This window comes from Leucobacter sp. BZR 635 (genome assembly GCF_048061935.2).
In the GTDB taxonomy this organism is placed as follows: domain Bacteria; phylum Actinomycetota; class Actinomycetes; order Actinomycetales; family Microbacteriaceae; genus Leucobacter.
In genome coordinates this window covers 52143-67471 of the sequence record NZ_JBLUNZ020000036.1, presented here as the reverse complement: position 1 = coordinate 67471, position 15329 = coordinate 52143, and the positions used below count along the sequence as shown (strand labels likewise).

Below are 15329 nucleotides of genomic sequence, written 5' to 3'. Positions count from 1 at the left end.
CGCAGAACCCAGAACCCACACCGCCTCGCAGTGCATGTCACTCGGGCGGTTTTCGTTTCGGTGGCGCAGTGCGAGGCTCAACACCAGGAGCTCACCACCCATGTCTCACGCTGATTCCGCGCATGCTGTAACGGCTGACGCACCCGCGCTGCACCCCGACTACCAGGCCGACGAGGCCGGCTTCTTTGGCGAGTTCGGCGGCGCAGAGCTCCCGCCCCACCTCGTCGAGCCGATGGCAGAGGTCGCTCGCGAGTACGCAGCGGCCAGCGCCGACCCCGCATTCCAGGCCGAGTACCAGGCGCTGCTCTCGAAGTACGTCGGCCGGCCCTCGCTCCTGTACTACGCGGAGAACCTCAGCCGAAAGCTCGGCGGCGCGAAGATCTACCTCAAGCGCGAAGACCTCAACCACACCGGCGCGCACAAGATCAACCACACCCTTGGCGAGGCGCTGCTCGCCAAGCGCATGGGCAAGCGCACCCTCATCGCAGAGACCGGAGCGGGCCAGCACGGCGTGGCGCTCGCCACCGCCGCGGCCCTCACCGGGCTGAAGTGCGAGATCCACATGGGCGCGATCGACGTCGCGAAGCAGCACCCGAACGTCGTGCGCATGGAGCTGCTCGGAGCGACGGTCGTCACCGTCGAGGAGGGCGGCCGCTCGCTCAAGGAAGCCGTCGATTCTGCATTCGGCACCTACGCGGCAGATCCGGAGGAATACTTCTTCGCGATCGGCTCCGTCGTCGGCCCCCACCCCTACCCGACGATGGTGCGCGACTTCCAGTCCGTCGTCGGCCGCGAGGCGCGTGCACAGATCCTTGAGGCTGAGGGCACACTCCCCGACTACCTCGTCGCGGCGGTCGGCGGCGGATCCAACGCGCTCGGCCTGTTCACCGCGTTCCTCGGGGACGAGTCAGTGAAGCTCGTCGGCGTCGAGCCCGGCGGTGAGGGCCTCGAGGGCACCCGCCACGCGGCGACCATGACGCTCGGCACCCCCGGAGTGCTCCACGGCATGCGCACGAAGGTGCTGCAGGACGCGGTGGGCGAGCCGTCGGCGGTGCACTCGATCGCCTCGGGCATCGACTACCCGGGCGTCGGCCCGCAGCATGCCAGGCTCGAGCAGCTCGGGCGCGCGGACTACGTGATCGCCTCAGACGCCGAGACGCTCGCGGCGTTCCAGCTGCTCACCCGCACCGAGGGCATCATCCCCGCGCTCGAGTCATCGCACGCGGTCGCGCACGCCGTGAAGCTCGCGCCGACGCTGGGTGCCGACGAGGTCATCATCGTGAACCTCTCGGGCCGCGGCGACAAGGACGTGGACTTCGTCGCGGAGCTGCTCGCGAAGTAAACGCCCGTGGCGCTGCCTTCGCGCTCCCGGGCCCGGCCCAGGAACTGCGTCGCCCGCGCAAGCACCCCCTTCCTGCAAAAGCACCCCCTTTCTGCGCGTAGAAAGGGGGTGCTTTTGCAGGAAGGGGGTACTCCGGCGGACCCCCACCCGCCACTCCTACGCCCAGACCTCCCGGCGAGTTGTGCGGGTGTCCGGGGCGGCGCTCCGCTTGCGGGCGCGGGTGAGCAGCGCGAGCTCCTCGGGCGAATCAATCTCGTGCAGCGTGCAGGGCCCCACCTGACGCGTCCACTCGCGCGCGAACAGCTGCGCGTCGGCCCGACGCTTGCCGAGCACCGCGGGCACCTGGAGGTACCGGGTGCGCACGCCCAGCAGCGAGGTGATCCTCCCGGCGAGCCAGCTCACCGGGTTTCGCAGGCTCAGCGGCGAGACGCCAATCTCAAGCAGAAACCTCGGCGAGCGCACCGGCGCCATGAGCTCTTCGAGGGTGTCGAGCAGGAGCCGCTGCTCCGCGAGCGACCCGCCGCGCACCTCGACCGTGTAGTGGGAGACGACCCTCGGAGTCGCGTGCTGCGGAACGACCGCGATGTTGCCCCGGCCGAAGGCGCGCACGAAGTCGCGGCTGTGGAGCACTCGGGCGATCGCGAAGGCGGCACCCTGGTAGGCGGTCGCGGGCAGCGCCCGCTGGCGCACCGACCGCCAGAGTTCCCCGAGGATATCCCGCGCGCCCCAGAGCGTCACGGCGAGCGCGAACAGCACCGTCACGACCGCGCCACCCACGGGCATCTCGCGCAGCCGCGACCCGAAACGCTCGAGCTGCAGCAGCGCCAGGACGAGCAGCGTGCCGAGCATCAGCAGCACGAACTGCAGCGTCACCGAGCTCGCGAACGGGCGTCGCTTCGGCGGTCCAGAGATGGCCAGGGCCGCCCGCTCCTCTCCGAGGTAGTCCTCGCCGATCCGCCACTGCAGCCGGGTGTCGGATCGCCGCGGCAGCGCCTCGACGGTCGCCCGGTTGAGGTCGGCGGCGCGCGTCGCCGGCACCCGTTTGGCGCTGAGCGCGTCAAGCTGCACGCGCTGCCGCGAGGTCAGCGTGTGTTCAAGCCCGCGCACGACCGCCGCGGTTTCGTCGAGGGCGATCCCCCAGACCTGCGCGTGCTTGCGGGTGAGCCGCGCCACGTCGCTCGTGCCGTCGAGCTTCGTGTCGGCTTCGAGCACGCAGGCGACGGTCCAGTTGTGCGCGACTTTCTCGGGCCAGGTGGGGTCGAGCCTGAGCGTTCGGCCCCGCAGCTGCTGGGTGGCAGCGGAGGTTGCCGCGACCGACAGGTCGATGAGCGTGTTCACCGCGGGGCAGTCCCAGCCCTCGCCGAGCAGCCCGCGGGTGCCGACGAGCAGTCGCACGCTTCCCTCGGCGACGAGCTGCGAGACGGCGGCGACCACGGCGGCGGATCCGAGCCCCGCGGTCTCAAGCTCAACGACGGCGGGGTTCGGGGTCTCGCTCGTCGCGAGTTCGCGCCCGAGGATCGCCGCAAGCCGCGGCAGCAGCGCCGCCGTATCGCGCGCCGCGATCCGCACGTGTTGCCCCGTGACCATGACGGGCCGGAGCACAGTCAGCCGCGGGTCTGCCACGACCGTGTCAAAACAGCGGAGCGCCCCGGCCCGGTCACCGCGCGAGGCGGTTCCGTGCCCGTGCACGGCGAAGTCGACGAGCACCACCGCGCGCATGTCGCTCCCGGTGTCGGTGCCGAGTTCGAGGCGAAGGATCTCGCCGATCGCGCTGTCCTTCGCCGCAGAGGTTGCGAGCACCTGGTCGATCGGATCGCGGCCCCGCCGCACGCCGCGGTCGGTGAGGTGGTAGCCGAAGTCGGCGAGCACGCCGCGCGTCTTCGCCCACAGCGCCGCCCGCTCGGGGTCTGGCAAGATGCGCTCGAGGGCGTAGCGGGCGAGCACACGCAGCCGCTGCTCGGTGCTCGGCCGCGTGGTGGCCGCGGGGCCGCCAGCGCGCACGATGTCGTGATGAGGATCGAGTTCCGCGAGCTCCCGCATCGCGGCCTCCGCAATCGTGAAGTCCGCCTTGAAGGCGGCCGCGAGCCGCGACTCGAGCTCGCGACCGGTGGGCGGGAGGAGCGCTGTGCGAGTCTCGGATCCGGCACCGGCTGCGGCACCCGCGCCTGAACCGGAACCCGCGCCGCCGCCCACGAGCGTGTGCTCGAGGAAGTCGAGGCCGTCTGCACCGGCGAGCGTCTCGGACACGAGCTGATCGAGCTGCCGATCCTGTGTGCGGAGAAACGTCAGCTCGTCGGGGGTGGGCGTCACGAACCAGGCGAAGTCTCGGTATGGCGCGAGGTTGCCCTCTTTGACGACGGCGGGCGTCGGGAGTTCGTAGTCGACGTCGCCGAGCAGGCCCGTGTAGTTCTCGTAGAGGGTGCGGTCGTCCTCCGACGGCAGGGTCGCGGTGAGCCCGATAATGAGGGGTTCGACGCCGCGCTCGCGGATTCGCCCGGCGAGGCAGTGGACGACGACGGCCCAGTGGTCGAGCAGGTGGTGGCACTCGTCGAGGATGAGGGTCGTCACACCATGGTCGGCGATCCGGGTGATGAGGGCGCGCGCGTTCGGGTGCAGCGCGGCCTCGAGCGCGGCCGGGTCCGCCCGCACGACGTCCTTGCGGAGCCTCCCGGAGCGGCGGCGCACGCCTCGCTGGTAGGCGGCGCGGTTCGTTGCGGCGAGGTCTGTGAGCCACGCGTCGGCGGCAGCGGAGGATCGGCCAGCCTCAACGAGCTCGTCGATCCACTCGACGCGCGCGAGCTCGTTAAATGGGTTGCTCGTCTCAAGCACCGACAGCATCTGGTACGTGAGCGCCGTGAAATCGCCGAGCGATGCCGGGTCTTCGGACACCGGCGGGACCGCAGCAGCGGAGGCGGGTGGGGAGCCGTCGTCGCCGCCCCACGTGCCCGCCGCGAGCTGCCGCGCGGAGCGGGCCCACTGCGAGCGGATTGTCGTGGTCGGGGCGAGCGCGAGAGCGCGCGCGCCGTCCTGCCTGGCGACCTCGAGCCCGACGAGCGTCTTCCCGGAGCCTGGCGGCGCGACGATGTGCAGCTGGCGCTCGGGAGCCTCCCCGGGCACCGCACCGACCGCTTCGAAGATGGTGAGCTGCGAGCGCCTGAACTCGCCCGCGAACCGCCAGGATGAGAGCGGCCCCGCCGCATCACCCATCAAACACCCCGCGGTCGTCGAATCGCAGCCTGAGGGCCTCGGGCCGGGCGCGGCCCGGCGCGCGACCCTTCTGCCGGGACGAAGCGCCCGCGGCGTCGGCGACGAGCGCGCCGCGCAGGCGCTTCGCGACGTCGGTGCCGCGGGCGTACTCGAAGCGCACGATCGCGCGCACGAGCTTCGCGCCGCGCGCGGCCGGGTCGCTTGGATCGAGCGGCGTCGGCCCGAGCACCTCGACCCCTGGCAGCCGGTCGGGCGCGTGGAGCGCGGCGATCGCGCGGTCGACCTCGGCTGGCCCGCCCGTGACGCTCGCGACGCGCACCGCCGGCGGGTACCTGAGCGCCTGCCGGTCGCGGAGCTCGCTGTGCAGCCACTCGTCAATGCGCCCGGTCACGAACGCCTGCACGACGGGCCCGCCGCCCGAGGCCATGAGGCAGTGACCGTCGGGCGCGGCAAGTGCGGCCGCGTTCTCCCACCAGCGCAGGCAGTCCTCGCCGGCGCGCAGGTGTTCGAGGCCGAGCAGCCGCTCCGCGTCGAGCAGGATCACGGCACGGTATCCCCCAGCGGCGAGCGGCTCGGCCCCGCGGGTCGCGACCACGATCGCGGGCCGGGCATCGACGCGCTCACGCGGGTGGTCTCCGTCGGAGAGCAGCACGCGGAAGCCGCGGAACTGCCGCTCGAACTGCTCGACGGTGCGGGCCGAGCCCATACCGCGCTCGGCGAGCCGGTTGCCGCCGCAGCCCTGGCAGGCCCAGCCCGCCGCGTGCTCGCCGCACCAGCGGCAGGCGGCGCGGCCGGCGACGCGGAAGCCGATCGGCCCGCCGCAGGCGGTGCAGCGCGCGAGGTCGCCGCAGTCGCCGCACACCGAGACCGGCGCGTAGCCGGGGGTCGCGACCTGCACGAGCACGGGGCCTGTGCGTAGCCCCTCGCGGATCGTGCGCGCGGCGAAGTCTGGCACGCGGCCGGCGAAGGCGTCGGGCGCGACCGAGGCGTCGGCGTGGAAGACGCGGGTACGCCGTGGCGGGTTCTCCTGGTCTTTGACATAGCCGATGAGCGCGAGCCGCTCGACCTCAGCGGAGCGGGCGTGCGCGGCGAAGAACAGCCCCGCACCCGACTGCTCGGCGCGCACGAGCGCCGAGTCGCGCGCGTGCACGTAGGGCGAGAGCGGCTCGGCGAGCACGGGGTCGCCGTCGTCCCACATGAGGATCGCGCCGAGCTCATGCGCCGGCGCGTACACGGCGGAACGGTTGCCGATGATGATGCGCGGCACCCTGTCGAGCGCTCTGAGGAAGCTCGTGTAGCGCTCGCCGTTCGACTGCCTGGCGTCGACGCGCACGACATCGTCGGCCCCGAACGCCGCGAGGGCGCTCTGCAGCTGATCCTGGTCACGGTAGTCGGGCAGCACCGCTATCACGCTGCGGCGCTGCTCGTGCACGGCAATCGCGAGGTGCGCGAGGCGCGCGGCCCAGCCACCCACCCATTCCCCGGTCGGGAGGCGGATCGGTGAGTGCGTCGCGGTGAACGCGAGGCGCTCGCCCCCGACGAGCCGGCCGGCAATCTCGTGCGCGTCGGCGTCGGGAAGTGCTGTTTCGGCTGGCTCCGCGGCTTCGGCTGGCTCCGCTGGCTCACTCGGCGCTGCTGGATCCGCCGGCTCAGCCTGCTCCCCCGCGAGCGCGAGGTGCTGCTTTTCGACCCTGATCTGCCTGGGCGGGATCGCGAGCCGCAGGATGTCCCCGGCGGAGCCGCCCGCCCGGTCAGCGACGGCGCGGGCGAGCGACCAGATCTCCGGGGTGAGCTGCGGCACCGCGCTGACGATGTCGGCGATCGGTGAGAGCTCTCCGCCGAAGCTGCTCGACTCGGAAAAGCCAATGACATAGCCGAAGGCCTTACGCTGCTGATTGCGGAACGGCACGCGCACGCGCTGGCCGACGCGCAGCTCGCCCGCGAGGTCTTCGGGAATCGCGTAGTCGAAGAGGTGGTCGAGCTGCGGCAGCGCCGAGTCGAGCAGTACCTCGGCGACGGCGCGACCGTTCGGCGCTTCCGCGTCAAGACAGCTGCACGTCGTCTCCCCGGCCTGCATGCACGCGCCCCTTACAGGCCAGCGGCTGCGCGCAGCTCCGCGACGCGCGGAGTCGCCTCCCACGTGAAGTCGGGAAGCTCGCGGCCGAAGTGGCCGTAGGCGCTCGTCTGTGCGTAGATCGGGCGGAGCAGGTCGAGGTCGCGAATGATCGCGAGCGGGCGCAGGTCGAAGACCTCGCGCACGGCGGCCTCGATGCGCTCCGTCGGCACGGTCTCGGTGCCAAAGGTCTCGACGTAGAGCCCTACGGGCGTCGCGCGGCCGATCGCGTAGGCGACCTGCAGCTCGGCGCGGCGAGCGAGGCCCGCGCGCACGACGTGCTTCGCAACCCAGCGCATCGCGTAGGCGGCCGAGCGGTCGACCTTCGACGGATCCTTGCCGCTGAACGCGCCGCCGCCGTGGCGGCTCGCGCCGCCGTAGGTGTCGATAATGATCTTTCGGCCGGTGAGGCCCGCGTCGCCCATCGGGCCGCCGACCACGAAGGGGCCGGCCGGGTTGATGAAGAACTCGGCGTCAGCGCTCGGGAGGTCCACGAGCTCGAGCACGGGGTTAATAACCTCGCGCGCGACGATCTCGCGGAGCGCGGGAACCGAGAGACTCGCGGCGTGCTGCGTCGAGACCACAACTGCCTCGATCGCGGCCGGCCGGTCGCCGTCGTAGCCGATCGTCACCTGGGTCTTGCCGTCGGGGCGCAGCTCGGGGATGATCCCGCTCTTGCGCACCTCCGTGAGGCGCTCGGCCAGGCGGTGCGACAGCCAGCTCGGCAGCGGCTGCAGCTCGGGGGTCTCGTCGGTCGCGAAGCCGAACATGATGCCCTGGTCGCCGGCGCCCTGCGCGCTGAGCTCGTCGGTGTCGCCGCCCTCGCGCACCTCGAGCGAGACGCCGACACCGTCGGCGATCTCGGGCGACTGCTGCCCGATCGATACGGATACGCCGCACGAGGAGGCGTCGAAGCCCATCTCGGAGCTCGTGTACCCGATCTCGCGGATCGTGTCGCGCACGAGCTGCGGGATCTCAACGTAGCCGCTCGTCGACACCTCGCCGGCAACGTGCACGAGGCCCGTCGTCACGAGCGTCTCGACTGCCACGCGCGCGCCCGGATCCTGCTCCAGCATCGCGTCGAGGATCGAGTCAGAAATGCGGTCGCAAATCTTGTCGGGGTGTCCCTCGGTGACGGACTCGGAGGTGAACTGACGCAGCACGGAGGCTCCTCGCATAGAAATCAAACACGGCCGGCGAAACGCGGCCTCAGAATAGCTGTGGCGCCGGTACCAGTAAGGGTATCCGGCGCCACCGACACTGAAAGCAGTTACGCCTTAGGCGTCATCTGCAGCTTGCCCTCGACGATCTCGTGGAGAGCGATCGACAGCGGCTTGTCGTCGACAGACGAGTCGACGAGCGGGCCGACGTTGTCGAAGAGGTTTCCGTCGTGCAGATCGGTGTAGTAGTCGTTGATCTGGCGCGCGCGCTGAGCGGCGAAAACTACGAGAGCGTACTTCGAGTCCACCTTGGCGAGCAGATCGTCGATCGGTGGGTCGATGATGCCGTTGACATTAGCCATGAATTAACTCCTCTAGATAGACCCATCTAGTCTAGCTCATGAGGCCAACACCGCGCCGCAAGATGACATGACCATTACGGCCGCTCATGCGCGTCCAGGCCCTCGTGCCCGAAAGCGTGAGCCGATCCACCCCCGCGAGGAAGCCGAGGCCCTCGGCTGCGAACGCCGCTGCGGCCGGGATCCCCGGGGCGATTTCACTCCCCCACACCGCGCGGCGCACCTTCTGCACGACGGGATCCCCCGCGTCAGCCGGCACGCTCTCAGCAACCCGCGCCATCCCCTCGGCAGCAACGACGGCGAGCGACCCGGCGTCGATCTCGCCGCGCGCCTCCCAGCCCGCCAGCGGCGGGAGCACGCCGCTCCAGGCGGCGGAGACGGTCATGTCGGGCATCGCGAGCTCGAGCCCGGACTCGACGCGCGCAAGGCGGTCGGTGAGTGCGCGCACCTCGACGACGGTATCAACGGGAGCCGCCGGCTCCGCGCTCAGCGGGAACGCCCGCATAACGAGCACCACGGGCGACTCATCCATGATGCTCAGCGGTGCCTGGGTGCAGCCGTAGACCGCGAGCACCGCACCGCGGGTTTGCAGCCGCACCTCGGCCTCCCCGAAGCGCGCAAGTCGCCCGAGATAGTTCTGCAGGTCGTCGCGAGTGGCCTGGTCTTGGAGGCTGAGGAAAGAAGTGTGTGCGCTCATCCTTTCCAGCTTAGCGCCGCGAGGTGAGTAGCAGCCGAGCAGCGGAGCCATAGACTGGCGGCATGACTGACGCTGCGAAGATGACTGACGCCGGCAAGCAGGCCACGGAGCGCGACGGCCACGTTCCCGACCTCGCGAAGATGCTTTCGCTCGCGAGCACCGAGGCCCGCACGCACTACGACATCTTCACCGGGCCCGCAATGCCGACACCGCACGGCCGCGCCTTTGGCGGCCAGGTGCTCGGGCAGGCACTCATCGCGGCCGGGCTCACCGCCCCCGAGGGGCGTGAGATCCACTCGATGCACGGCTACTTCGTGCGGCCGGGCGACAGCAACGCCCCCATGACATTCGAGATTGCGCGACTCTACGATGGGAAGTCCTACTCCACGAGGCGCGCGCAGGCCTATCAAAACGCCGACGTCCTCATGTCGCTCATCGCGTCGTATCAGGGCGAAGACGAGGGGCTCGAGCACCAGGAGGGATTCGACGTCTCCTCGATCCCGCAGCCCGAAGACCTGCCGAGCGTCTGGGAGAAGTACGGCCACCTCACGGGCGACCTGCGAAACTCGTGGGTGCTCAACCGGCCCTTCGACTTCCGCTACGTCGAATCTGACCTGTTCATGCAGGTCGGCGAGCGCACAAACCGCCAGCTCGTGTGGCTCCGGAGCCGCGAACCGCTCGCGGGCGGCCAGCCCGTCCACTCTGCGGCCCTCGCGTTCGCGAGCGACTACGTGCTGCTTGAGCCGGTCACGCGCCAGCACGGAATCCCCTGGGCGACCCCCGGCATGCGCGCAGCAAGCCTCGACCACTCGATGTGGTTCCACCGGCCGTTCAGCGTCGACGACTGGCTGCTGTACGAGCTCGAGTCACCCACGGCCCAGGGCGGCCGCGGGCTCGCGCACGGCCGCTTCTACGACCGCTCGGGCGCGCTCGTCGCGAGCGTCTCCCAGGAGTCGATGATCCGGGTGCCGCGCCAGTCGTAGCGTGCGCGTGGCGCGCGAGCCGTGCTCAGCCGCGCTTCAGCGCGAGCGGCTCGTCCATCCACGCCTCGATGGCTTCACGCCCACCCTCGGTGATACGAACCGGTCGCACCGTGACCGCGTCAACCATCACCGCGGCGGTGATCGCGCGCGCCACGACGGTGCGCTCGGCCGCTGCTCCGTCGAGGATCTCGCAGTGGATCTCGAGGCTCGCGCCACCAAGCTTCCCGATCCAGATCTCCACGACGACGAGCTCGGCCGAGTAGTCGAGCACCTTCACAAACTCAATCTGCTGGTTCGCGACGAGCATCATCTGCTCGCCTTCTTCGTTCGCACTGAAGTGGCGCTCGAGCCCGGTCTGTTCGACCGCGGCTCCCATCCACAGCGCACGCACGCGCGCCTCCTCAAGCAGCCGCGCATAGGCGACGTTATTCACGTGCCCGTAGGCGTCTTGATCGCCCCAGCGCAGCTGCAGTTCGACGTGTGCTCGTGCCATGATTCAGATCCTTCCCCGGGCACCGCGATCACTGCGGTGCCGATGTGCGCTGGACGTCGCCAGCGCGAAAACAACAGTGCCCGCGGGCGAGGCCTGCGGGCACTGTGATTGCGAACTAGTCGCGGGTGAGCTTGCGGTAGTGGGCGCGCGACGGCTTCGCCGCGTCCGCGCCGAGGCGCTCTACCTTGTTTGCCTCGTAGGCCTCGAAGTTGCCCTCGAACCAGTGCCAGTCGGCAGGCTTCTCATCCGTGCCCTCGTAGGCGAGGATGTGCGTCGCGATGCGGTCGAGGAACCAGCGATCGTGCGTGATGACCACGGCGCAACCGGGGAACTCGAGCAGCGCGTTCTCGAGCGACTGCAGCGTTTCGACGTCGAGGTCGTTCGTCGGCTCATCGAGGAGCAGCAGGTTGCCGCCCTGCTTGAGCGTGAGCGCGAGGTTCAAGCGGTTGCGCTCACCACCCGAGAGCACGCCGGCCTTCTTCTGCTGATCCGGCCCCTTGAAGCCGAACTTCGAGACGTAGGCGCGCGACGGGATCTCAGTCTTGCCGACCGTGATGATGTCGAGGCCCTCGCTGACGACCTCCCACAGCGTCTTGTTCGGGTCGATGTTCGCGCGGTTCTGATCGACGTAGCTGATCTTCACGGTCTCGCCGATCTTCAGGTCGCCCGAGTCGAGCGGTTCGAGACCAACGATCGTCTTGAACAGGGTCGTCTTGCCGACGCCGTTCGGGCCGATCACGCCGACAATGCCGTTCGGCGGCAGGCTAAACGACAGCCCGTCAATGAGGGTGCGGTCGCCGAAGCCCTTCTTGAGATCCTTCGCCTCGATGACGATGTTGCCGAGTCGCGGGCCCGCGGGGATCTGGATCTCCTCAAAGTCCAGCTTCTTCGTGCGCTCTGCCTCGGTCGCCATCTCTTCGTAGCGCGCAAGACGCGCCTTCGACTTCGCCTGGCGGCCCTTCGTGTTCGAGCGGACCCACTCGAGCTCGTCCTTCAGACGGCGTGCGAGCTTCTGGTCCTTCTTGCCCTGCACGTCGAGGCGCTCGGCCTTCTTCTCGAGGTAGGTCGAGTAGTTGCCCTCGTAGCCGATGAGGCGACCGCGGTCGACCTCGGCGATCCACTCGGCGACGTTGTCAAGGAAGTACCTATCGTGCGTAATCGCGATGACGGCGCCGTGGTACTTCTGCAGGTGCTGCTCGAGCCACAGCACGCTCTCGGCGTCAAGGTGGTTCGTGGGCTCATCGAGGAGCAGCAGGTCGGGCTTCTGCAGCAGCAACTTCGTCAGCGCAACGCGGCGCTTCTCGCCGCCGGAGAGCGGGCCAACCTCTGCGTCGCCAGGGGGCGTGCGGAGTGCGTCCATCGCCTGCGCGAGCTGGTTGTCGAGATCCCAGCCGTCGGCTGCGTCGATCTCTTCCTGCAGCGTGCCCATCTCGGCGAGCAGCGCGTCGAAGTCAGCGTCGGGCTCGGCCATGAGCGCGGAGATCTCGTTGAACCGGTCGAGCTTCGCCTTGATCGCGATGCCGTCCTCGATGTTCTGGAGCACCGTCTTGGTCTCGTCGAGCTCCGGCTCTTGCATGAGGATGCCGACCGTGTAGCCGGGCGACAGCATTGCCTCGCCGTTCGAGGGCGTGTCCATGCCGGCCATGATCTTGAGGATCGTCGACTTACCGGCACCGTTCGGGCCGACCATGCCGATCTTCGCGCCGGGCAGGAACGACATCGAGACGTCGTCAAGGATCAGCTTCTCGCCGACCGCCTTGCGCGCGCGGCTCATCTGGTAAATGTATTCAGCCATATGTTTTCCGGGCGCGTGCGCCCCGAACTCCCTGTTTCACAAAAGTGGAATCTATCGCCCACCACTCTACCCGCTCTGCGAGGCACCAGCCCTGTGTGAGAATCAATTCCATGAGTGACTTCGGCGCACCGCTCGCACAGATCCCCACGGGGCCGGTCGTGGTGCCCGCGCGCGTGGCCGAACTCGCCGGCGGGCGCTCGGTGCAGCCGGTGTGGGTGAATGGGCTCGGCGGGCTGACGTTTCGGGATGCGGGCGTGGGGTCTGGCGCTGACGCTCAGCGCGGGCCGCGCTTCATCAAGTGGGTCGCAGCTGGCACCCCCGAGATTTCCTTGCCCGACGAGGCCGAACGCCTCGCCTGGGCGCGCGCCCACGGCGCGGCCGTGCCCGAGGTACTCGAGCACGGATCAGACGGCACGGGCTCCTGGCTCGTCACGACAGCGATTCCCGGGGATTCAGCGGTCGCGCCGCAGTGGATCGCGCCGCCCGCAGCCGCCTCCGCGGCGGCGCGCGCAATCGGCGCCGGGCTGCGAGTGCTGCACGAGACCCTGCCCGTCACCGACTGCCCGTTCAGGTGGGATGTTCCGACGAGACTCGCGCAGTTTGAGACGCGCACTCGTGCAGGCGACGGGCCGGCCGACTGGCACGCTGACTACCGCGGGTTGAGCGTCGCGCGCGTCCGCGAGCTGCTCGGCAACTCCCCCGAGGTACTCGATCCCGTGGTGTGCCACGGCGACGCGTGCGCGCCGAATACGCTGCTTGATGAGGCCGGTGAGTTCACGGCCCACGTCGACCTCGGCGAGCTGGGCGTCGGTGACCGCTGGGCCGACCTCGCCGTTGCGGCGTGGAGCACGGAGTGGAACTACGGCCCGGGCTACGAGCACCTCGTCTATGAGGGCTACGGCATCGATCCAGACCCCGAGCGGATCGCCTACTACCGCCTGCTCTGGGATGTGAGCTGACTCTGGCCGGCTCCCCTGCCCGCCCTTCCCTGCCCATCCCCGCCTCACGGCGCTCAGATGATATGCCTTCAGCGAATCGGCATCACTTTTGCCGCCCAACACCCCCTGTATCGCTGAACTGATGCCCTATGAGCGCGCCGGCACCGGGCAGCTACCAGTCGATGGGGCGGGTGTTTCCGATGAGACAGACATTGCGGTCGGGGCCGACAGCAGCCACGGCCTGCGTCGCTACTTCCCTATCCTCGGTAACGAGCTGCCCAATCAGGCAGGTTTCGTCCGAGCGCACGGCAACATAGATGCTGTCTGCGACGAGGTTTGTCTGCGAGTGATCGAACGAGACCTGCATCGCTGCCTTGTCAAAGCCCCCTGCAGCCACAGCATCGACGATGGGCTGCCCTTGAATTGGCTGGTCCCCCGCCGAGTATTCGCTGAGCAGCTGCGTAAAGAACGGCAGGTTCTCCTCCGCTGAGCCACCGGGAATGAACTGCGCGGGCTCGGCGGGCACCTCGACCTGCGGCCGCTCAGGGGTCACCGGCGTCGGCCCCTCGATCAGGGAACACGAGCTGAGCCCCAGCATGAGCAGCAGGGAGCCGGCAACCGCGGCAGAGGTTCGGCGGGCTCGTTTCACAACCATGGCCCAAGTCTATGGGGAGTGCGGGCGGCAACACCTCCGCAATGCTGGGAGCATTCCCCACAGCGTGAAAATTCGCCTGGCCTCGCCCGATTCATCCACACATGCAGGGTTTTCTGTTCGCTGGCTTCCCCGCCACGGCACGCTGGTTCCACACCATCTTCCCGAGATCATCTCGCCCAGCCCCAAGGAGCAACAATGTCCCAGCAGTTCAGCGCAGTCGGCCAGATTGCGACCACCCCCAAGCTGTTCACCCCGGCCGGCGGAGCCGAGTTCTGCACCTTTCGCCTCGCGAGCGCTGCCCGGCGCTACGACGCAGCAAAGCAGGAGTGGATCGACGGCGACACCAACTGGTTCACAGTGAATACCTTCCGCAGCCTCGCCACACACGCAAAGATCTCCCTCGAGAAGGGCGACCGGATTGTGGTGACCGGCAAGCTCCGGGTGCGGCAGTGGACTGCCGAGGCAAAAAGCGGAACATCGGTTGAGATCGACGCGGAGGGGATCGGCCACGACCTACGCTTCGGCTCCTCCCGCTTCGCGAAGATGCCTGGCGCGATGCCGCGCGATGCGGGTGCCGCGGAGGGGGAAGCATCCCCCGACGTGGCGCCCGGAGCGGTCGTCCCGGGTCCCGCGACAGCAGCCGATTCTCCCGTGCCACCAGAGCAACTCTCCGCAGACGGGTTTACGCCCAGCCTGGCAACTACCTAGGTGATCCGGTCGGCACGGTGCCAGGGGTGCCAGCAGCGCCAGCAGCGTCAGCAGCGTCAGCAGCGCCAGAAGCGCCAGCCGCGCCCCTGCCGCGCCCGGGACCAGCCACAGCGGCCCTGCGCGAGCGGATAGAGAGCAGCCGATCGAGCCCGAAGAACAGGTACCCGACGGCGACGAGCGCAACGCCAAGGCCGAGCACGTTGAGCGCTACGCCGCCGACCCCGTGAGCACCAAGGTCAAGGAACGGATACGGGTAGTGCTGACCTGGCGAGAACTCGCCGCCGAGTCCGCCGTACACGAACGCGTACACCAGGTACAGCAGTGGAATGAGCACCCACAGCAGCGGATCGAAGCCTCGGATACGCCCCTTCGGGACGAAGAGCAACCAATCGATAATGAGCAGACACGGTGTGATGATGTGAATGAGGTTGTCAGTGAGCGAGAACGGCACGTAGTCGCTGTCTTGAACAAACGTCATCGGTACGAGCACGATGAGGTACACCAGCATCGTTATGGTGATCGCCATCATGACTGCCGCGCTCCAGCGCGCGGAGGGTGTCGAGTGCCCGCGCGGGCCCGTCTTGCCGATATCGCGCACGGTTGCCCAGATGAGCAGGGCGACCCAGACGAGGCAGAGCACGTTGCTTTGAACCGTGTAAAACGTGAACGATTGCCAGCCCGGCTTGGCCTCGAAGATTCGGGTGATTCGGATGATGCCGGCCGCAATCACTATCAGCGACACCACGCGAAAGAAGAGCGCGAGCGGACGCACGGCGATGGCCCCGCGCTCGAACACCACGCCACCAGTGATCTGAGCGTTCGGTGTTTGTCGAGTCATGGCAAGATCATACGAGATCCTCGGGAATCTCGCTGGTGGTA

13 protein-coding genes are annotated in these 15329 nt (G+C 68.9%); 4 read left to right on the top strand and 9 right to left on the bottom strand.

The genetic code is table 11. The features are described from left to right. Positions 1–100: 100 nt before the first annotated feature. A complete protein-coding gene (gene trpB / locus ACI1US_RS07260) occupies positions 101–1342 on the top strand; it encodes a tryptophan synthase subunit beta (protein ID WP_461639371.1) in 1242 nt (413 codons plus the stop codon). A gap of 156 nt (positions 1343–1498) precedes the next feature. Here the strand turns inward: trpB and ACI1US_RS07255 are convergent, their stop codons facing one another. From ACI1US_RS07255 to ACI1US_RS07235, 5 genes are all read right to left on the bottom strand, one after another. Further along, positions 1499–4549, bottom strand: coding sequence for a DEAD/DEAH box helicase family protein (locus tag ACI1US_RS07255; protein WP_461639369.1), 3051 nt, complete (start codon positions 4547–4549; stop codon positions 1499–1501). Beyond that, complete coding sequence (locus ACI1US_RS07250) at positions 4542–6626, bottom strand: primosomal protein N' family DNA-binding protein (RefSeq protein ID WP_461639367.1); 2085 nt, start codon at positions 6624–6626, stop codon at positions 4542–4544. Before ACI1US_RS07250 ends, ACI1US_RS07255 begins: the two co-directional genes overlap by 8 nt. A gap of 11 nt (positions 6627–6637) precedes the next feature. Further along, complete coding sequence (metK, locus tag ACI1US_RS07245) at positions 6638–7840, bottom strand: methionine adenosyltransferase (RefSeq protein ID WP_416549485.1); 1203 nt, start codon at positions 7838–7840, stop codon at positions 6638–6640. Between the two features lie 92 nt (positions 7841–7932). Next, positions 7933–8184 (bottom strand): DNA-directed RNA polymerase subunit omega, encoded by a 252-nt coding sequence (gene rpoZ / locus ACI1US_RS07240; protein ID WP_042544196.1) that lies wholly within the window; start codon positions 8182–8184, stop codon positions 7933–7935. 31 nt (positions 8185–8215) lie between these two features. Beyond that, positions 8216–8878 carry a hypothetical protein gene (locus tag ACI1US_RS07235; protein ID WP_461639364.1) on the bottom strand — a complete coding sequence of 221 codons (663 nt, stop codon included), beginning with the start codon at positions 8876–8878 and terminating at the stop codon, positions 8216–8218. A gap of 62 nt (positions 8879–8940) precedes the next feature. Between ACI1US_RS07235 and ACI1US_RS07230 the strand changes: the two genes are divergently transcribed. After that, positions 8941–9861, top strand: a complete 921-nt coding sequence (locus tag ACI1US_RS07230) for an acyl-CoA thioesterase (protein ID WP_416549484.1) — start codon at positions 8941–8943, stop codon at positions 9859–9861. A gap of 25 nt (positions 9862–9886) precedes the next feature. Here the strand turns inward: ACI1US_RS07230 and ACI1US_RS07225 are convergent, their stop codons facing one another. Continuing rightward, positions 9887–10354, bottom strand: coding sequence for an acyl-CoA thioesterase (locus ACI1US_RS07225; RefSeq protein WP_416549483.1), 468 nt, complete (start codon positions 10352–10354; stop codon positions 9887–9889). 115 nt (positions 10355–10469) lie between these two features. Beyond that, complete coding sequence (ettA, locus tag ACI1US_RS07220; RefSeq protein ID WP_416549482.1) at positions 10470–12149, bottom strand: energy-dependent translational throttle protein EttA; 1680 nt, start codon at positions 12147–12149, stop codon at positions 10470–10472. A 110-nt stretch (positions 12150–12259) separates the two neighbouring features. Between ettA and ACI1US_RS07215 the strand changes: the two genes are divergently transcribed. Continuing rightward, a complete protein-coding gene (locus ACI1US_RS07215) occupies positions 12260–13108 on the top strand; it encodes a phosphotransferase (protein ID WP_461639361.1) in 849 nt (282 codons plus the stop codon). Positions 13109–13259: 151 nt separating this feature from the next. Here the strand turns inward: ACI1US_RS07215 and ACI1US_RS07210 are convergent, their stop codons facing one another. Further along, the gene (locus tag ACI1US_RS07210; protein WP_461639359.1) at positions 13260–13742 is read right to left on the bottom strand and encodes a DUF6993 domain-containing protein; all 483 of its coding nucleotides are present in this window, start codon (positions 13740–13742) and stop codon (positions 13260–13262) included. Positions 13743–13937: 195 nt separating this feature from the next. Between ACI1US_RS07210 and ACI1US_RS07205 the strand changes: the two genes are divergently transcribed. Further along, positions 13938–14450, top strand: a complete 513-nt coding sequence (locus tag ACI1US_RS07205) for a single-stranded DNA-binding protein (protein WP_461639357.1) — start codon at positions 13938–13940, stop codon at positions 14448–14450. Here ACI1US_RS07205 and ACI1US_RS07200 read toward each other — a convergent pair. Next, positions 14443–15288, bottom strand: coding sequence for a Pr6Pr family membrane protein (locus tag ACI1US_RS07200; RefSeq protein ID WP_461639355.1), 846 nt, complete (start codon positions 15286–15288; stop codon positions 14443–14445). The two genes, ACI1US_RS07205 and ACI1US_RS07200, sit on opposite strands and share 8 nt — an antisense overlap. Positions 15289–15329 lie beyond the last annotated feature (41 nt).

Excerpts from the sequence above, each read along its gene's own strand:
- trpB (WP_461639371.1), top strand. The coding sequence starts at position 101 with ATGTCTCACGCTGATTCCGCGCATGCTGTAACGGCTGACGCACCCGCG.
- ACI1US_RS07255 (WP_461639369.1), bottom strand. The coding sequence starts at position 4,549 with ATGGGTGATGCGGCGGGGCCGCTCTCATCCTGGCGGTTCGCGGGCGAG.
- ACI1US_RS07250 (WP_461639367.1), bottom strand. The coding sequence starts at position 6,626 with ATGCAGGCCGGGGAGACGACGTGCAGCTGTCTTGACGCGGAAGCGCCG.
- metK (WP_416549485.1), bottom strand. The coding sequence starts at position 7,840 with ATGCGAGGAGCCTCCGTGCTGCGTCAGTTCACCTCCGAGTCCGTCACC.
- rpoZ (WP_042544196.1), bottom strand. The coding sequence starts at position 8,184 with ATGGCTAATGTCAACGGCATCATCGACCCACCGATCGACGATCTGCTC.
- ACI1US_RS07235 (WP_461639364.1), bottom strand. The coding sequence starts at position 8,878 with ATGAGCGCACACACTTCTTTCCTCAGCCTCCAAGACCAGGCCACTCGC.
- ACI1US_RS07230 (WP_416549484.1), top strand. The coding sequence starts at position 8,941 with ATGACTGACGCTGCGAAGATGACTGACGCCGGCAAGCAGGCCACGGAG.
- ACI1US_RS07225 (WP_416549483.1), bottom strand. The coding sequence starts at position 10,354 with ATGGCACGAGCACACGTCGAACTGCAGCTGCGCTGGGGCGATCAAGAC.
- ettA (WP_416549482.1), bottom strand. The coding sequence starts at position 12,149 with ATGGCTGAATACATTTACCAGATGAGCCGCGCGCGCAAGGCGGTCGGC.
- ACI1US_RS07215 (WP_461639361.1), top strand. The coding sequence starts at position 12,260 with ATGAGTGACTTCGGCGCACCGCTCGCACAGATCCCCACGGGGCCGGTC.
- ACI1US_RS07210 (WP_461639359.1), bottom strand. The coding sequence starts at position 13,742 with ATGGTTGTGAAACGAGCCCGCCGAACCTCTGCCGCGGTTGCCGGCTCC.
- ACI1US_RS07205 (WP_461639357.1), top strand. The coding sequence starts at position 13,938 with ATGTCCCAGCAGTTCAGCGCAGTCGGCCAGATTGCGACCACCCCCAAG.
- ACI1US_RS07200 (WP_461639355.1), bottom strand. The coding sequence starts at position 15,288 with ATGACTCGACAAACACCGAACGCTCAGATCACTGGTGGCGTGGTGTTC.